At 73.1% G+C, this 17,179-nt stretch carries 9 protein-coding genes; 4 read left to right on the forward strand and 5 right to left on the reverse strand.

From position 1 onward, the window contains the following. The 3 genes from ACWDCZ_RS07480 to gndA form a co-directional block, all read left to right on the forward strand. The coding region (locus tag ACWDCZ_RS07480; RefSeq protein WP_449815455.1) for an amino acid adenylation domain-containing protein at positions 1 to 9,540 on the forward strand (9,540 nt) is incomplete at its 5' end. 156 nt (positions 9,541 to 9,696) lie between these two features. Next, the gene (locus ACWDCZ_RS07485; RefSeq protein ID WP_449815456.1) at positions 9,697 to 10,998 is read left to right on the forward strand and encodes an MFS transporter; all 1,302 of its coding nucleotides are present in this window, start codon (positions 9,697 to 9,699) and stop codon (positions 10,996 to 10,998) included. Positions 10,999 to 11,217: 219 nt separating this feature from the next. Continuing rightward, positions 11,218 to 12,672, forward strand: coding sequence for an NADP-dependent phosphogluconate dehydrogenase (gene gndA, locus ACWDCZ_RS07490; RefSeq protein WP_049657393.1), 1,455 nt, complete (start codon positions 11,218 to 11,220; stop codon positions 12,670 to 12,672). A 55-nt stretch (positions 12,673 to 12,727) separates the two neighbouring features. Here gndA and ACWDCZ_RS07495 read toward each other — a convergent pair whose 3' ends face one another. Then, positions 12,728 to 14,083, reverse strand: coding sequence for an MFS transporter (locus tag ACWDCZ_RS07495; protein WP_449815457.1), 1,356 nt, complete (start codon positions 14,081 to 14,083; stop codon positions 12,728 to 12,730). A 3-nt stretch (positions 14,084 to 14,086) separates the two neighbouring features. Then, a complete protein-coding gene (locus ACWDCZ_RS07500) occupies positions 14,087 to 14,437 on the reverse strand; it encodes a DUF5825 family protein (protein ID WP_449815458.1) in 351 nt (116 codons plus the stop codon). Here ACWDCZ_RS07500 and ACWDCZ_RS07505 point away from each other — a divergent pair. Beyond that, positions 14,424 to 14,588, forward strand: a complete 165-nt coding sequence (locus ACWDCZ_RS07505) for a hypothetical protein (RefSeq protein WP_449815459.1) — start codon at positions 14,424 to 14,426, stop codon at positions 14,586 to 14,588. The two genes, ACWDCZ_RS07500 and ACWDCZ_RS07505, sit on opposite strands and share 14 nt — an antisense overlap. On the opposite strand, the gene ACWDCZ_RS07510 is transcribed toward ACWDCZ_RS07505, so the two are convergent. The 3 genes from ACWDCZ_RS07510 to ACWDCZ_RS07520 all read right to left on the reverse strand — a co-directional run bounded on the left by ACWDCZ_RS07510 (position 14,585) and on the right by ACWDCZ_RS07520 (position 17,032). Beyond that, positions 14,585 to 15,322, reverse strand: coding sequence for a class I SAM-dependent methyltransferase (locus ACWDCZ_RS07510; protein WP_449815460.1), 738 nt, complete (start codon positions 15,320 to 15,322; stop codon positions 14,585 to 14,587). The two genes, ACWDCZ_RS07505 and ACWDCZ_RS07510, sit on opposite strands and share 4 nt — an antisense overlap. 151 nt (positions 15,323 to 15,473) lie before the next feature. Further along, on the reverse strand, positions 15,474 to 16,676 hold the full coding sequence (locus tag ACWDCZ_RS07515) for an MFS transporter (protein ID WP_380776453.1): 1,203 nt from the start codon (positions 16,674 to 16,676) through the stop codon (positions 15,474 to 15,476). Between the two features lie 110 nt (positions 16,677 to 16,786). Further along, a complete protein-coding gene (locus ACWDCZ_RS07520) occupies positions 16,787 to 17,032 on the reverse strand; it encodes a hypothetical protein (RefSeq protein WP_375873703.1) in 246 nt (81 codons plus the stop codon). Positions 17,033 to 17,179: the final 147 nt, after the last annotated feature.

A 17,179-nucleotide genomic window follows, 5' to 3' on the forward strand; every position in this document is an offset into this window, starting at 1 on the left:
CAGGTGAAGATCCGGGGCTTCCGGGTCGAGCCGGGTGAGGTCGCGGCGGTGCTGCTGGGGCACGAGGCGGTGGCGCAGGCCGCGGTCGTGGCACGGGAAGACCGGCCGGGCGACAAGCGCCTGGTCGGCTACGTGGTGCCGGTCGCGGGCCGGGAGATCGATCCCGACGAGCTGCGGCGTTTCGCCGTGGGGCGGCTTCCGCGTCACATGGTGCCGTCGGTGGTGGTGGTGCTGGAGGCGCTGCCGATCACGCCGAACGGCAAGCTGGACCAGCGCGCGCTGCCCGCGCCTGCCGCCGTCGCTGTCGAGCCGAGCGGTCGGGCGCCGCGTTCCGCGCAGGAGGAGATCCTGTGCGTGGTGTTCGCGGAGGTGCTGGGCCTGCCGTCGGTGGGGATCGACGACGACTTCTTCGCCCTGGGCGGCCATTCGCTCCTCGCGGCCCGGCTGATCAGCCGCATCCGCGGCACCTTCGGCGCCGAACTCGGCATCCGCGACCTGTTCGACGCCTCCACGGTCGTCGGCGTCGCCGAGAAGCTCAAGGACGGCCGCCCGGCGCGTCCGGCGTTGGTGGCGGGTGAGCGTCCGGAGGTGCTGCCGCTGTCGTTCGCCCAGCAGCGGCTGTGGTTCCTGGACCAGCTCGAAGGTGCTTCCGCCACGTACAACAGCCCGTTCGCGTTCCGGCTGCACGGATCGGTGGACGTGGAGGCGCTGCGTGGGGCGATCGGCGATGTGGTCGGGCGGCATGAGGCGCTGCGGACGGTCTATCCGGCGGTCGATGGCCAGCCCCGTCAGCTGGTGCTGCCGGCCGGTGAGGTCGAGGTGCCGTTCAGGGTCGAGCCGTGCGCGGCTTCGGAGGTGGCGGGGCGGATCGAGGCCGAGGCCTTCGCCGTCTTCGACCTCTCCGTCGAACTTCCCTTGCGGGTCGTGCTGTTCGCGCTTGGCGAGGACGAGTCGGTCCTGGTGCTGACCCTGCACCACATCGCCAGCGACGGTTGGTCCTCCGGTCCGCTCTGGCAGGGGGTCACGTCGGCCTACCGGGCCCGGCTGGCCGGAGCCGCCCCGGAGTGGGAGCCGCTGGCCGTCCAGTACGCGGACTACACCCTCTGGCAGCACAACCAGCTCGGGGAGGCTCTCGACCAGCAACTCGCCTACTGGTCCGAGGCGTTGAGGGACGCGCCGCAGGAGGTGGCCCTGCCTTTCGACCGGCCCCGTCCTGCCGCCGCGTCGCATGAGGGTGAGCTGTTGGAGTTCCATGTCGGCCCCGAGCTGCACGCGGAGTTGGAGGGGTTGGCGCGTCGGCATGGTGTGACGCTGTTCATGGTCCTGCACGCGGGCTTGGCGGCTCTGCTGTCGCGGATGGGTGCGGGGACGGACCTCCCGATCGGCACGGTGGTGGCCGGGCGTTCGGACGAGGCCTTGGACGATCTGGTCGGGTTCTTCGTGAACACGCTGGTGCTGCGGACGGATGTGTCGGGCGAGCCGACCTTCGGTGAGTTGCTGGGCCGGGTCCGGGATGCGGACCTGGCGGCGTTCACGCACCAGGACCTGCCGTTCGAGCGGCTGGTGGAGGAGTTGAACCCGGTGCGTTCGCTGGGCCGGCACCCGCTGTTCCAGGTGATGCTCGTTCTGCAGAACAACGACGAGGGCACGCTCCAGCTCCCGGATGTCGTGGTGAGTACGGAGTCGTTCGGGACGCCGCCTGCCAAGTTCGACCTCAACCTGACGTGCGTCGAGAACCGTGACGCCGCCAATGCGCCTGCCGGTATCACGGTGGTCCTGCAGTACGCGACCGATCTGTTCGACCAGGAGACCGCGGGTCTGGTGGCGGAGCGGTTGGTGCGGTTGCTCGGGGTGGCGGTCGGGGATCCGGAGGTTCCGGTGTCCGGCTGGGAGGTGTTCGACTCGCCTGAGCAGGAGCGGTACTTCCTCAGCCGGGCGGAGCGGGCCCGGGCCGGCGCGGTTGAGGCTGTGGAGGTGCAGGGGCATCGTGGTCCGAGGACGGCCCAGGAGGAGATCCTCTGTGCGTTCTTCGCCGAGGTCCTCGGCGTACCGTCGGTGGGTATCGACGACAACTTCTTCGCCCTGGGCGGCCATTCGCTTCTCGCGACGCGCCTGATCAGCCGGATCCGCACGACCCTCAATGCTGAGCTCGGCATTCGCGACCTGTTCCGTAACCCGACCGTCGTCGGGGTGATGGAGAAGCTGAAGGAAGGTCGCCCGGCGCGTCCGGCGTTGGTGGCGGGTGAGCGGCCGGAGGTGTTGCCGCTGTCGTTCGCCCAGCAGCGGCTGTGGTTCCTCGATCAGCTGGAAGGCGCCTCTGCCACCTACAACAGCCCGTTCGCGTTCCGCCTGCACGGCGCGGTGGACGTCGAGGCCCTGCGCGGGGCGATCGGTGACGTGGTCGGCCGGCACGAGGCCCTGCGGACGATCTACCCGGCGGTCGACGGCCAGCCCCGCCAGCTGGTGCTGCCCGCCCAGGACGTCCAGGTGCCGTTCAGGGTCGAGCCGTGCACGGCCGAGGAGCTGGCCGAGCGGATCGAGGCCGAGGCCTTCACCACCTTCGGCCTCTCCGCTGAACTTCCGTTGCGGGTAGCCCTGTTCACCCTCGGCACGACCGAGTCCGTCCTCGTCCTGACCCTGCACCACATCGCCAGTGACGGCTGGTCCTCGGGCCCGCTCTGGTCGGGTATTGCCTCGGCCTACCGGTCCCGTCTGGCCGGCCTGGTCCCGCAGTGGGAGCCGCTGGCCGTTCAGTACGCGGACTACACGCTCTGGCAGCACAACCAGCTGGGCGAGATCCTAGACGAGCAGTTGAAGTACTGGCGTAACGCGCTGGGAGAGCTGCCGCAGGAGATGGCCCTGCCCTTCGACCGATCCCGTCCTGCAGCCGCGTCGCACGAGGGCGAGCTGCTGGAGTTCCATGTCGGCCCCGAGCTGCACGCGGAGTTGGACGCGTTGGCGCGTCGGCACGGCGTGACGCTGTTCATGGTCCTGCACGCGGCTCTGGCGGCTCTGCTGTCGCGCCTCGGCGCGGGGACGGACCTCCCGATCGGCACGGTGGTGGCCGGGCGTTCGGATGAGGCCTTGGACGACCTGGTCGGGTTCTTCGTGAACACCCTGGTCCTGCGGACGGATGTGTCGGGTGAGCCGACCTTCGGTGAGCTGTTGGGCCGGGTCCGGGATGCGGACCTGGCGGCGTTCACGCACCAGGACCTGCCGTTCGAGCGGCTGGTGGAGGAGCTGAACCCGGTGCGTTCGCTGGGCCGGCACCCGCTGTTCCAGGTGATGCTCGTTCTGCAGAACAACGACGAGGGCACGCTCCAACTCCCGGGCCTCACCGCTCAGTCCGAGTCCTTCGGGACCCCACCCGCCAAGTTCGACCTCAACCTCACCTGCGTCGAGAACCGTGACGCCGCCAACGCGCCTGCCGGTATCACTGCCGTTCTGCAGTACGCGACCGATCTGTTCGACCAGGGGACCGCGGGTCTGGTGGCGGAGCGGTTGGTGCGCTTGCTCGGGGTGGCGGTCGGTGATCCGGAGGTTCCGGTGTCCGGCTGGGAGGTGTTCGACTCGCCTGAGCAGGAGCGGTACTTCCTCAGTCGGGCGGAGCGTGCGCGGGCCGGCGCGGTCGAGGCTGTGGAGGTGCAGGGGCATCGTGGTCCGAGGACGGCGCAGGAGGAGATCCTGTGCGCGTTCTTCGCCGAGGTCCTCGGGGTTCCGTCGGTGGGTATCGATGACAACTTCTTCGCTCTGGGCGGGCATTCGCTTCTCGCGACCCGACTGATCAGCCGGATCCGCACGACCCTCAATGCTGAGCTCGGCATTCGCGACCTCTTCCGGAACCCGACCGTCGTCGGGGTGATGGAGAAGCTGAAGGAGGGCCGTCCGGCGCGTCCGGCGCTGGTGGCGGGTGAGCGCCCGGAGGTGCTGCCGCTGTCGTTCGCCCAGCAGCGGCTGTGGTTCCTCGACCAGCTCGAAGGCGCCTCCGCCACCTACAACAGTCCGTTCGCGTTCCGCCTGCACGGTTCGGTGAACGTCCAGGCCCTGCGCGGGGCGATCGGCGACGTGGTCGGCCGCCACGAGGCCCTGCGGACGATCTACCCCGCGATAGACGGCCAGCCCCGCCAGCTGGTCCTGCCCGCCCAGGACGTCCAGGTGCCGTTCAGGGTCGAGCCGTGCACGGCCGACGAGCTGGCCGAGCGGATCGAAGCCGAGGCCTTCGCCACTTTCAAGCTCTCGACCGAACTTCCCTTGCGGGTAGTGCTGTTCACTGCCACTGAAGGGGAATCCGTCCTCGTCCTGACCCTCCACCACATCGCCAGTGACGGGTGGTCCTCGGGCCCGCTCTGGTCGGGCATCGCCTCGGCCTACCGGGCCCGCCTAGCCGGCCTCGTCCCGCAGTGGGAGCCGCTGGCCGTCCAGTACGCGGACTACACGCTCTGGCAGCACAACGAGCTCGGCGCGACCATGGACCAGCAACTCGCCTACTGGTCCGAAGCGCTGAGGGATGCGCCGCAGGAGGTCGCTCTGCCTTTCGATCGGCCCCGCCCCGCCACCGCCTCGCATGAGGGTGAGCTGCTGGAGTTCCACGTCGACCCCGGCCTGCACGCCGAACTGGACGCCTTGGCGCGTCGGCACGGCGTGACGCTGTTCATGGTCCTGCACGCGGCTCTGGCGGCTCTGCTGTCGCGCCTCGGCGCCGGCACGGACATCCCCATCGGCACGGTGGTGGCCGGGCGTTCGGACGAGGCCCTGGACGACCTGGTCGGGTTCTTCGTGAACACCCTGGTCCTGCGGACCGACGTCTCGGCGGAGCCGACCTTCGGCGAACTGCTGGACCGGGTCCGGGACGCCGACCTGGCGGCGTTCACCCACCAGGACCTGCCGTTCGAGCGCCTGGTGGAGGAGCTGAACCCGGTGCGTTCGCTGGGCCGGCACCCGCTGTTCCAGGTGCTCCTGGTCCTGCAGAACAACGACGAGGGCACCCTCCAACTCCCGGGCCTCACCGCCCAGCCCGAGTCCTTCGGGACGCCACCCGCCAAGTTCGACCTCAACCTCACCTGCGTCGAGAACCGCGACGCCGCCAACGCGCCCTCCGGCATCCTCGCTGTTCTCCACTACGCCACCGACCTCTTCGACCGCGACACCATGACCCTGCTGGCGGACCGCCTGATCCGGCTGCTCGGGGTGGCCGTCGGGGATCCGGAGGTTCCGGTGTCCGGCTGGGAGGTGTTCGACTCTCCCGAGCAGGAGCGGTACTTCCTCAGCCGGGCGGAGCGGGCCCGGGCCGGCGCGGTCGAGGCTGTGGAGGTGCAGGGGCATCGTGGTCCGAGGACGGCGCAGGAGGAGATCCTGTGCGCGTTTTTCGCCGAGGTCCTCGGCGTACCGTCGGTGGGTATCGACGACAACTTCTTCGCTCTGGGCGGCCATTCGCTCCTGGCGACGCGCCTGATCAGCCGGATTCGTACCACGTTGAACGCCGAGCTGGGCATCCGCGACCTCTTCCGCAACCCGACCGTCGTCGGGGTGATGGAGAAGCTGAAGGAGGGCCGTCCGGCCCGTCCGGCGCTGGTGGCGGGTGAGCGGCCGGAGGTGCTGCCGCTGTCGTTCGCCCAGCAGCGGCTGTGGTTCCTCGACCAGCTCGAAGGCGCTTCCGCCACCTACAACAGCCCGTTCGCGTTCCGCCTGCAGGGCGCGGTGGACGTGGAGGCCCTGCGCGGGGCGATCGGCGACGTGGTCGGCCGCCACGAGGCCCTGCGGACGGTCTACCCGGCGGTCGACGGCCAGCCCCGCCAGCTGGTCCTGCCCGCCGAGGACGTCCAGGTGCCCTTCAGGGTCGAGCCGTGCACGGCCGACGAGGCCGCAGGGCGGATCGAGGCCGAGGCCTTCACCACCTTCGACCTCTCCGCCGAACTCCCTCTGCGGGTGGCCCTGTTCACCCTCGGCGCGACCGAGTCCGTCCTGGTCCTGACCCTGCACCACATCGCGAGCGACGGGTGGTCCTCGGGCCCGCTCTGGTCGGGCATCGCCTCGGCCTACCGGTCCCGCCTGGCCGGCCTCGTCCCCGACTGGGAGCCGCTGGCCGTCCAGTACGCGGACTACACCCTCTGGCAGCACAACCAGCTCGGCGACACCATGGACCAGCAACTCGCCTACTGGTCCGAGGCGCTGAGGGGTTCGCCGCAGGAGATGGCCCTGCCCTTCGACCGGCCCCGCCCCGCCACCGCCTCGCACGAGGGCGACCTGCTGCAGTTCCACGTCGGCCCCGAGCTGCACGCCGAACTGGACGCGGTGGCGCGCCGGCACGGCGTGACGCTCTTCATGGTCCTGCACGCGGCCCTGGCGGCCCTGCTGTCCCGCCTCGGAGCCGGCACGGACATCCCCATCGGCACCGTCGTCGCCGGACGTTCGGACCAGGCGCTGGACGACCTGGTCGGGTTCTTCGTCAACACCCTGGTCCTGCGGACGGACCTCTCGGACGCCCCCAGCTTCGGCGACCTGCTGGGTCGGGTCCGGGACACCGACCTGGCGGCGTTCACCCACCAGGACCTGCCGTTCGAGCGGCTGGTCGAGGAGCTGAACCCCGTTCGCTCCGGTTCCGTGCATCCGCTGTTCCAGGTGATGCTGGTCCTGCAGAACAACGACGAGGGCACCCTCCGACTCCCGGGCCTCACCGCCCAGCCGGAGTCCTTCGGGATGCCGCCCGTCAAGTTCGACCTCAACCTCACCTGCGTCGAGAACCGCGACGCCGCCGGCGCCCCCTCCGGCATCCTCGCCGTTCTCCACTACGCCACCGAGCTCTTCGACCGCGACACCATGGCCCTGCTGGCGGACCGCCTGCTCCGGCTGCTGACCGCCCTGGTCGCGGACCCGGACCAGTCGATCGAGGCGGTCGACATCCTGAGCCCGGCCGAGCGCCGGCAGATCCTCGTCGAGTGGAACGACACCACGCGCGTCCCGGCGGACACCGGGCTGGTCCCGGAGGTCTTCGAGGGGCACGCCCGGCGGACGCCGGACGCGACCGCGCTCGTCTTCCAGGGCGAGGTTCTGACGTTCCGTCAGCTCAACGCTCGGGCGAACCGCCTGGCGCGGCTGCTGATCGACCGCGGGGTGGGGCCGGAGCAGTCCGTGGCCGTCCTGCTCCCGCGGGGCACGGACCTGGTCGTCTCGCTGCTGGCGATCCTGAAGGCCGGGGCCTGCTACGTCCCGGTCGACCCGGAGTACCCGGTCGAGCGGGTCGGGTACATGCTCGACAACTGCCGGCCCGGCCTGGTGATCACCGGCGGGGACACCGCCGAGCGGTTCGCCGGTCTGGCCGGCCGGGTGCCGCACCTGCTGGACCCGGCGGAGCCGTCGCTGGGCGCCGAGCTGGCCCGCCGCTCCGACGCCGACGTGTCGGACGCCGACCGGCTCGCGCCCCTGCGTCCCGGGCACGCCGCGTACGCCATCTTCACCTCCGGGTCGACGGGGACGCCGAAGGGCGTGCTCGTCGAGCACCGCTCCCTCGCCAACCTGGTCCACAGCCACCGGGAGGACGTCTACCGGGCCGACATCGCCTCGGCCGGCCGTCCCCTGCGGGCCGCCATGATCGGGGCGACGACCTTCGACGCCAGTTGGCTGCTGCTCTTCTGGCTGCTGGACGGCCACGAGCTGCACCTGGTGGACGACGAGACGCGCCGGACGCCGGAGCTCCTGGTCGACTACATCGACGGCGAGCGGATCGACTACCTGGAGACGACCCCGACCTACTGCCGGCAGCTGGTCGAGCTGGGGATGCTCTCCGAGCAGCGCGCCTCCCGCCCGCGGATCGTGGACGTCGGCGGTGAGGCCGTCGACGAGGCGCTCTGGGATGTTCTGCGGCGGGCCGGGGTCACCGCCAACAACCAGTACGGTCCCACCGAGTGCACCGTGTACAGCACGAACGCCGTGATCGGCGAGTACGAGCGGCCGGTCATCGGCCGGCCGATCCGCAACACCCGGCTCTACGTCCTGGACGACCGCCTGCGGGTGGTCCCGCCGGGCGTTCCCGGCGAGCTGTACATCGCCGGGGAGAGCCTGGCCCGCGGCTACCTGGGCCGGCCGGGCCTGACGGCCGAGCGCTTCGTGGCGGATCCGTTCGGTGCGGCGGGCGAGCGGATGTACCGCACCGGCGACCTCGTGCGGTGGCGCGCCGACGGCGCCCTGGAGTACGTGGGGCGTGCCGACGACCAGGTGAAGATCCGGGGCTTCCGGATCGAGCCGGGCGAGGTCGCCGCGGTGCTGATGGCGCACGAGGCGGTGGCGCAGGCCGCCGTGGTGGTGCGCGAGGACCAGCCGGGGGAGAAGCGCCTGGTGGGCTACGTGGTGCCGGCCGCCGACCGGGCGGCCGACCCGGAGGAGCTGCAGCGCTTCGCCGCGGGCCGTCTGCCGCGCCACATGCTGCCGTCGGCGGTCGTGGTGCTGGCGGACCTGCCGATGACCTCGCACGGCAAGCTGGACCAGCGGGCGCTGCCGGCGCCGGTCGCCGGTGCGGGAGGCGGCGGACGGGCCGCACGCTCGGCACAGGAGGAGATCCTGTGCGCGGTCTTCGCCGAGGTCCTCGGGGTGCCGTCGGTGGGCATCGACGACGACTTCTTCCTCCTGGGCGGGCACTCGCTGCTCGCGGCCCGGCTGATCGGCCGGATCCGCACCGCCCTCGGCGCCGAGATCGGCATCCGGGACGTCTTCGACGCCCCCACCGTCGCCGCGCTCGCCGGCCGGCTGGACGACGCGGGGGACGGGGACGGTGCGTTCGCCACCCTGCTGCCGTTGCGCAGGAGCAGCGGCCCGGCGGCCCGGCCGCTGTTCTGCGTGCACCCCGCGGCCGGCGTCAGCTGGGTCTACTCGGGCCTGCTCCGCCACCTCGACGGCGGCCGTGCCCTGTACGGTCTCCAGGCCCGCGGCCTGCTGGCCCCCGAGGCCGTTCCGGCCGTCCTCGACGCCATGGTCGACGACTACCTGGCGCTGATCCGCTCCGTCCAGCCGCAGGGCCCGTACGCACTGCTGGGGTGGTCGTTCGGCGGGGTCGTGGCGCACGAACTCGCCGTCCGGCTCCAGGAGGAGGGCGAGGAGGTCGAGGCACTCACCCTGATGGACAGCTTCCCGAGCGGGGGTGGCGGCGGATCGGCCGAACCGGCCCGGGAGTTGACCGGTGCGGAGGCCGTCGGGGCGCTCCTGGAGTCGCTCGGCCACGACCCGGAGTCCGCGCGGGCCGCGGACGGTCCGTTCGCTCTGCTCGGCGACGCCGCGCTGGAGGCGATGGCCAGGGTCTTCCTCGCGAACATCGCGGTGCTGGACTCCTTCAAGTCCCGTACGTTCAGGGGCGATGTGCTGTTCTTCGAGGCGACCCGGGAGGAGCCGCGCCCCCCGGTGCGGCCGGAGGACTGGCGGGCCCACGTCACCGGTCGGATCGAGGTGCACCGGGTGACCGGGCGGCATGGTGAAATGACGAGGCCCGATCAGCTCGCCCAGATCGGCCCCGTTCTCGCCGCCTGGCTGGCCGGCGGGCGCGACCGGTCCTAGCCGGCGGGGCCGGCGGCCCGTGCGCCGACCGGCGTACGGGCCGCGCGGCGGTCCTGCTCCCCGCGCCGGCGTCGGCCGCGGGGTGCCGGAGGGGACGCAACCAGTGGGCGGCTCCGGGCAGTTCGGATTTCCTACCGCGACAGATCGGAGCGTTCAATGGGCAACGGCACACGTGGCGGCTTGCTCCGCCGCCACCGGGACTTCCGGCTCCTCTGGTTAGGCGAGACGGCGGGGCGCTTCGGCCAGTCGGTCACGGTCCTCGCCGTTCCGCTGATCGCCGTGTCGACCCTGCACGCCGACACCTTCGAGGTCAGCCTGCTGAGCGCGGCGCCCTGGGTGCCGTGGCTGGTCATCGGCCTTCCGGTGGGCGTCTGGGTGGACCGGCTGCGGCGCAGGCAGGTGATGTTCTGGGCCAACGTCATCTGCTTCGCGCTCTTCGCCAGCGTTCCGGTCGCGGCGTGGGCCGGAGTGCTGGGGGTGACCCAACTGCTGCTCGTGGCCCTGCTCGCGGGCGCCGCCACGGTGTTCTTCCAGACCGCGTACACCGCCTACCTGCCGGACCTGGTGAAACCGGAGGACCAGGCCGAGGGCAACGCCAAGCTCCAGGGCAGCGCCTCCGCGGCGCAGATCGCCGGGCTCGGCTGCGGCGGCCTGCTCATCCAACTCGCGGGCGCCGCCAACGGGATGCTCGTCAACACGACGACCTTCCTGATGGCGACCCTCTGCCTGGTCGCCATCCGGCACCGGGAGTCCGCGCCCGAGCGGGTCCAACGGCCGCGCGGCGCCATGGCCAAGGAGATCCGGGAGGGGCTGGGACTGCTCTTCGGCGACCCCTTCCTGCGGAGCCTGGCGCTCTTCGGAGCGGCGTCCAACCTCGCCCTGACCGGGTACCAGTCGCTCATGGTCGTCTTCCTGGTCCGTGAGGTCGGCCTGTCCTCCGGCGAGATCGGCAGCCTCGCGATGGTCAGCGGAATCGGCGGTGTGCTGGGGGCGTTCGTCGTGCGCCGGGTCAGCGCCAGGCTGGGCAGCGGACGCGCCCTGCTGGTGTTCGAGCTGGTGCTGCCGGCGCTGGCCCTGCTCATCCCGCTGGCCGGCCCCGGGTGGGGCCTGCTGATGATCGTCCTCGCCTACAGCGGGGTGGCGATCGGCATCGTGGCGGGCAACGTCATCAAGTCCGGGTTCGTCCAGAGCTACGTCCCGAGCGCCGTGCTCGGCCGGCTCGTGGCGAGCTCCGCGTTCCTCAACTACGGGACGATGCCGCTGGGCGCCCTGCTCGGGGGCGCGCTCGGCACCTGGCTCGGCCTGCGCCCGGCCCTGTGGATCCTGACCGCGGGCGTACCGGCGGCGGCCCTCTTCCTCTACTGCTCCCCGATCCGCCGCCACCGGGACCTGCCGACCGGGCAGCTGCCCGGGCACCGGCCGCAGGCCGAGCCGGAAGCGGTCGAGGCGGTGCGGTAGAGCTTGTCGCGGAAGGTTCGGGCGCCGGGTCGGGGCACCTGAACGGGGGAGTCCCCCGCGCGGCGGGCGGGTGCGGCCGGTGAGCATGTAGTCCGACCGCCCGTGGCGCCGGGCTGGGTCCGCGGCGCGCGTCGGCGGGCGGCCACGGCCGCCCCGGGAACCCGCGGCGCAGGCCCGCGAGCCCCGCCGGGGGACTCCCCGAGGAAGGAAGCACCCGCCATGGAGGCATCGGCACAGATCGGCGTGACGGGGCTCGCGGTGATGGGCCGCAACCTGGCGCGGAACTTCGCCCGCAACGGCTACACGGTCGCGGTGCACAACCGGAGCGAGGGCCGGACCAAGTCCCTGGTCGAGGAGTTCGGCCACGAGGGCGCGTTCGTCCCGGCGTGGTCGCCGCAGGAGCTGGTGGCCGCGCTGGAGCGCCCCCGCCGGCTGCTGATCATGGTGAAGGCCGGCCGGGCCACCGACGAGGTCATCGAGGAGTTCGCCCCGCTGCTGGAGGCGGGCGACATGCTCATCGACGGTGGCAACGCCCACTTCGCCGACACCCGCCGCCGGGAGCGGGCGCTGCGCGAGCGCGGCATCCACTTCGTCGGGACCGGCGTCTCCGGCGGGGAGGAGGGCGCGCTGCACGGCCCCTCGGTGATGCCCGGCGGCTCCGCCGAGTCCTACGCCGTCCTCGGCCCGATGCTGGAGCGGATCAGCGCCCACGTGGACGGCGACCCGTGCTGCACCCACATCGGCACCGACGGGGCCGGCCACTTCGTGAAGATGGTGCACAACGGCATCGAGTACGCCGACATGCAGCTCATCGCCGAGGCCTACCACCTGCTGCGGGAGGTCGGCGGGTACGCCCCCGCCGAGATCGCCGAGACCTTCCGGCGCTGGAACGAGGGGCGGCTCGACTCCTACCTGATCGAGATCACCGCCGAGGTGCTCGCCCACACCGACGCCGCCACCGGCGAGCCCTTCGTCGACGTCGTCCAGGACGCCGCGGAGCAGAAGGGCACCGGGCGCTGGACCGTCCAGACCGCCCTCGACCTCGGCTCCCCGGTCACCGCCATCGCCCAGGCCACCTTCGCCCGGGTCGCCTCCGCCCGGGCCGAGCTGCGGGCGGCCTACCGGCCGCTGCCCGGGGGCGGCCGGCAGGAGTTGCGCCCGCACGAGGCCGAGCGCTTCACCCGGGACGTCGAGCAGGCCCTCTACGCGTCCAAGGTCATCGCCTACGACCAGGGCTGGACGATGATCCGCGACGCCGCGGCCGAGTACGGCTGGGACATCGACCTGGGGGCGGTGGCGAGGATCTGGCGCGGCGGCTGCATCATCCGCGCCGCGTTCCTCGACCGGATCCGTGCCGCCCACGCGGCCAACCCCGACCTGGTCAGCCTGCTCGCCGAGGAGGAGTTCGCGGCCGAGGTCTCCGACGCCCAGGCGGCCTGGCGCACGGTGGTGGCCGGCGCGGCCCAGCACGGCATCCCGGTGCCGGCCTTCTCCGCCGCGCTCGCCTCCTACGACACCCTGCGCAGCCCGCACCTGCCCGCCGCGCTGATCCAGGGGCAGCGCGACTTCTTCGGCGCCCACACCTACCGCCGCACCGACCGCCCGGGCAGCTTCCACACCCTCTGGGCCGAGCCTGGACGCCCCGAGGTGCGGACGGACGGCGGGACGGCGTAGCCGGACGGCCCCGGCGCCCCGGGGGGCGGGCGTCAGGGCCTCTCCGGGACGGGCCTCAGGGCGTCTCCGGGACGGTCTTCCGCTCCGCCGCCCGCTCGATCTCCGCGAGCATGTCGCGCGGGAACCAGAGGCTGCTCGCGCCCGCGAGGGCGACGGCCGCCGCGCCGACCAGCACCGGCACGATGCCGACCCGGGAGGCGAGCCACCCGCCGAGGAAGGCGCCGACGGGCAGGGTGGCGGTCAGCACGGCCTGGAGGAAGGCGTTGACGCGGCCCAGCAGGTGGGCGGGGGTGACGAGTTGACGCCCGGTGGTCATGGCGATCGACCAGATGGTGGCCATCAGTCCGAACAGCAGCTGGTACAGGACCAGCACGGCGAAGGACAGCCCCAGGGAGGCCGCCGGGATGAGGAAGAGGGCGGCGCCCGCGCCCACGGCGCACAGCCGGATGGCCCGGGCCATGCCCAGCGCCCGGGTCACCGAGGTCGCGACCAGCACGCCGGTGCCCATGCCGACGGCGTACGCGGCGTAGACCGTGCCGAGCTGCCACGGGGACAGCTGCAGCTCCCGGTCGGCGTACAGGACGAACAGGCCGCCGCCGGCCCCGCCGCCGAGGTTGAGCCCGGCCGCGGCCAGCGCCTGGCGGCGCAGCAGGGTCTCGCGCCGGATGACCGCGAGGCCCTCCCGCAGGGCGTCGAGGCGGGAGCGCGCGCCGCTGCCCGCCTCCTGCGCGGACCGGTTCAGCGCGGCCGGCAGCGCGAGGAACAGGGCCCCGCCGACGAGGTAGGCGGCGCACTCGACCAGCAGCGCCGGGGCCGGGTCGATCAGGCCGATCAGGATGCCGCCGAGCGCCGGCCCGCCGATCAGGCCGATGGTCCGGGCCCCGGTGAGCGAGGAGTTGGCCGGCAGCAGGCGGTCCGGGGGCACCACCCGGGGCAGACAGGACTGCAGGGCGACGCCCTGCGCGGAGTTCAGCGCCCCGGAGGCGGCGGCCGCGGCGAACAGGTGCGGCCAGGTCAGGCCGTCCAGCGCGGCGGCGAGCGGCACGCTGCCGATGGCAGGGACCTGCAGCCAGGACACCGAGACCAGCATCCGCCGCAGCCGGGCCCGGTCGACGGCCACGCCGATCAGCGGGCTGAGCAGGACGCCGGGCAGGTAGGTCATCGCCATCAGCGCCGAGGCGCCGAGCGGGCCGGCGTGCAGGTGGGCGATGGCCAGCAGCGGTAGCGCCAGCGCGGTGACCTGACGCCCCACCGAGCTGGTCGTCTGCTCCGTGACCAGCAGCAGCAGCGGCCGGTGCCGGCGCAGCGGTACGGATTCCGGGGCCTTGGCCGGGGCCGGGGTCGCGGGCGGGGTCGCGGGCGGGCCGGACTCCGGGGGTATGGACGACTCCTCGGCCGTGGAGGATCCCATGTATCAAACTCCTGTGTCGGGCACGGTCCAGTGGCGGATGCGGGGCGGGAGCGTCACCGCCCAGCCCCGGGTGACGAGCACGAGGCCCTCGGACGCCGGCACGGACACCGCCTCACGGCCCGTACTGCCGAGGTCGTCCAGGGCGGTGGGGGTCAGGCAGGCCTGGAAGGTGGCCACCAGGTCGGGGTGGTCCAGGGCGAAGCGGGCCGAGGCGTCCGGGGCGCGGCGGTCGCGGACCTGGAGGACGTCCGGTCCCCGGATGCGCAGGCCCCACGTGCTCTCGGCAGCCCGTGGCGGGGAGTCACGGAAGTAGTCCATGCCGATGATGTTGTCGACCGTGATGACGTCGAGCAACTTGTGCTGGTGGACGAGCCGTTCGGTCTCGGACTACGCCCGGCTCGCGGCCGTGGAGAAGGCGTACGACCCGGCCGACGTCCTGCGCGGCAACCTGAACATCCGACCCGAGGACGAGCAGGGGCAGGCGGCGTCGGCGGTCCGGGCCTAGTTCGGCGCGGAACCGCCCGGCCCGGCGACCAGCCAGTGCGCGGGCAGCTCGATCCGGGAGCCGTCGGCGGCGGACTCCGTGGTGGCCAGCGGCAGTTCGCCGGTGGCGAGGACGTCGAGGCCGGCCGCGCGGAACAGCTCCGGGAAGACCGCGTCGGCGACCTCGGCGGGGGCGAGCCCGTGCGAGAACACCGGGCGCAGCTTCGGCGGCGGACCGTCCGGGGCGTGGACGAGCTCGCCCAGCACGCCCTTGGCCGCCTCGGCGAGCTCGAACACGAAGGCCCGGCCGCGGTCCCCGAGCAGGATGCGAATGGCCTCGACCACCCGTGGGCGGTCGGCCGGCTCGCTCTGGTGGATCACCCCGCGCACGTACACGTTGGCGTCGCCGAGGCGCTGGTGGAGCGCCCGGACGGCCTCGGGGTCGGTGGCGTCCAACCGGGTGAACTCGGCCCGCCCGGCCGGGTCGCAGCGCCGGGCGAGGTCCAGCGCGGCGGCGGACAGGTCGACCCCGAGGGCGAGCGGGAAGCGCTCGGCGAGGAAGCGGGTCTGGGTGCCGTTGCCGCAGCCCAGGTCGACGATGGGCAGCGCGGGGTCCGCCAGGTGCGGGCGGAGCAGCGTGAGGTGGCGTTCGGCGCTGCGGGCCGGTTCCGCGTCCCAGATCACCCCGCCCGGTTCCTCGGGCGCGTCGCGCCAGAAGCCCTCCCAGGCGTCCAGGTACCGACTCGTCACGCTCATGGCGGAGGCCTCCGGGTGGTGCGCGGGGTGTCTGGCTCGTGTCTATCGGTACCCGGCCTGGGCGGCAAGCGGGTACCGGCGGCCGGCGGCGGGCGCGCGCGGACGGCGTGCGGGGGGCGCGTACGGCGGCGCGCGGGATCGGCTCGCGAGGTCAGCCCGCGGCGCGCGCCTGGCGCAGCAGGTAGAGGCCGGAGGCGGCGGCGAGCACCGCCATGCAGGCGGCGAAGACCAGGCCCGCGTGCGTCAGGCCGAGCGGCCCGGTCAGCAGGCCCACCCCGATGACCGGGATCGAGATGCCGAAGTAGGCGACCACGAACAGCGCCGAGAGGGCGCCGCCGCGGTGCTCGGGAGGAGCGGCCGCGGCCACCTCGCCCACCGCCCCGCGCAGGCCCATGCCCTGCCCGGCGCCGCCCGCCAGGGCGCTGAGCACCAGCGGCGGCAGGCTCTCCCAGGCGAGCGAGGCGGCCAGCAGGGCCATCCCGGCGATCAGCACCAGGCAGCCCAGCGGCACCGCCCGGGCGGTGCCCAGCCGGGGCACCAGGAGCTGGCCGAGGGTGGAGGCGAGGAAGGCCGTGAAGACGACCAGGCCGACCACCGCGCGGTTGTGGACGCCCAGACCGGTGGCGAGGAAGGCGGGACTGACCGAGGTGAACAGGCCCAGCAGGGAGAAGCCGGCGAACGCGGCGATCCCGGCCGGCACGAACACCCGGCGGACCTCCGGCGGCAGCGCCGGCCGGTCGGGCCGGGCCGTGCGCAGCGGACGGGCCCCGGCGACCGTCTCCGGGAGCATCCAGGTGAGGGCGAAGGAGACCGCGAGCAGCCCCAGGTGCACGACGAACGGCAGCACCAGCGGGTACGGGGCGTACTGCGAGAGCAGGCCCGACAGCAGCGGCCCGCAGCCGAGCCCGCCCATGTTGGCGGCGGTCGCGACGAAGCCCGCGCGGGCCTGGTGCCCGGGCGGGGCGAGCTCCAGCACGTACGCCGTCCCGGTGCCGGTGAACAGGCCCGCCGAGAACCCGGACAGCAGTCGGCCCAGGCAGAGCAGGGCGACGCTGTCCGCGGTCAGGAAGACCACGGCGCTGGCGGCCGAGCAGACCAGCCCGCAGAGCAGCACGGGCCGGCGCCCGACGGAGTCCGAGACGTTGCCGATCAGCAGCAGGACGCCGATGACACCGAAGGCGTACACCGCGAACACGACCGTCACCGTCAGCTCGGAGAAGCCGAGCTTCTCCTGGTACAGGCCGTAGAGCGGGGTGGGCAGCGTGGTGCCCGCCATGCAGACGGCGAACGCGGCGGCGGCGACGAGGTGGCCCACCCGGGCCGTACCAGGCCCGGCGGTCCGACGATCGGTCATTCGCCCACGATAGGCGCGCACCCGGGAGGGGGGCCGTGCCGTGCGGGGGAGCGCTGCGCCGAATGGCCGTCCGGCCGTGCTCGGCGGCTATCGGGCGCGGGAGGGCAGGGTCAGCGGTCCGGGTGCCAGGTGGATTCGAGGGCGGTGGTGCCGTCCGGCCGGGGCACGGGGTGCCAGCGGGCGCGCAGACCGGCCGGACGGGCGGCCGGCCGGGGCGCGCCCAGGGCACCGAGCACGGTGCTGTCGAGCGGGCTGGCGGCCAGCCGGTCCAGCACCCGCGCGCAGGCGCCGCGCAGGCCGTGGCCGTGGCGGCGCGCGTCGGGGACGTCAGAATGGAAGGCAGCGAGGACGGACATGTGGCTCACCTCCGGAGCGACCTGCGGGTCGTGCAGGCGTGGTCCGTCCAGCTTCGGGCCGTCCGGGGGCACCGGGCTCCGGATTGACGGGCTATTGACGGCTGCCGACACTCCGCTGACGAACTGCTGACGCGGAGGCGGTCCCCG

The organism is Kitasatospora sp. NPDC001225 (genome assembly GCF_053597855.1).

Coding starts and splice junctions, on each gene's coding strand:
- ACWDCZ_RS07485 (WP_449815456.1), top strand. CDS start 9,697: ATGGGCAACGGCACACGTGGCGGCTTGCTCCGCCGCCACCGGGACTTC.
- gndA (WP_049657393.1), top strand. CDS start 11,218: ATGGAGGCATCGGCACAGATCGGCGTGACGGGGCTCGCGGTGATGGGC.
- ACWDCZ_RS07495 (WP_449815457.1), bottom strand. CDS start 14,083: ATGGGATCCTCCACGGCCGAGGAGTCGTCCATACCCCCGGAGTCCGGC.
- ACWDCZ_RS07505 (WP_449815459.1), top strand. CDS start 14,424: ATGACGTCGAGCAACTTGTGCTGGTGGACGAGCCGTTCGGTCTCGGAC.
- ACWDCZ_RS07510 (WP_449815460.1), bottom strand. CDS start 15,322: ATGAGCGTGACGAGTCGGTACCTGGACGCCTGGGAGGGCTTCTGGCGC.
- ACWDCZ_RS07515 (WP_380776453.1), bottom strand. CDS start 16,676: ATGACCGATCGTCGGACCGCCGGGCCTGGTACGGCCCGGGTGGGCCAC.
- ACWDCZ_RS07520 (WP_375873703.1), bottom strand. CDS start 17,032: ATGTCCGTCCTCGCTGCCTTCCATTCTGACGTCCCCGACGCGCGCCGC.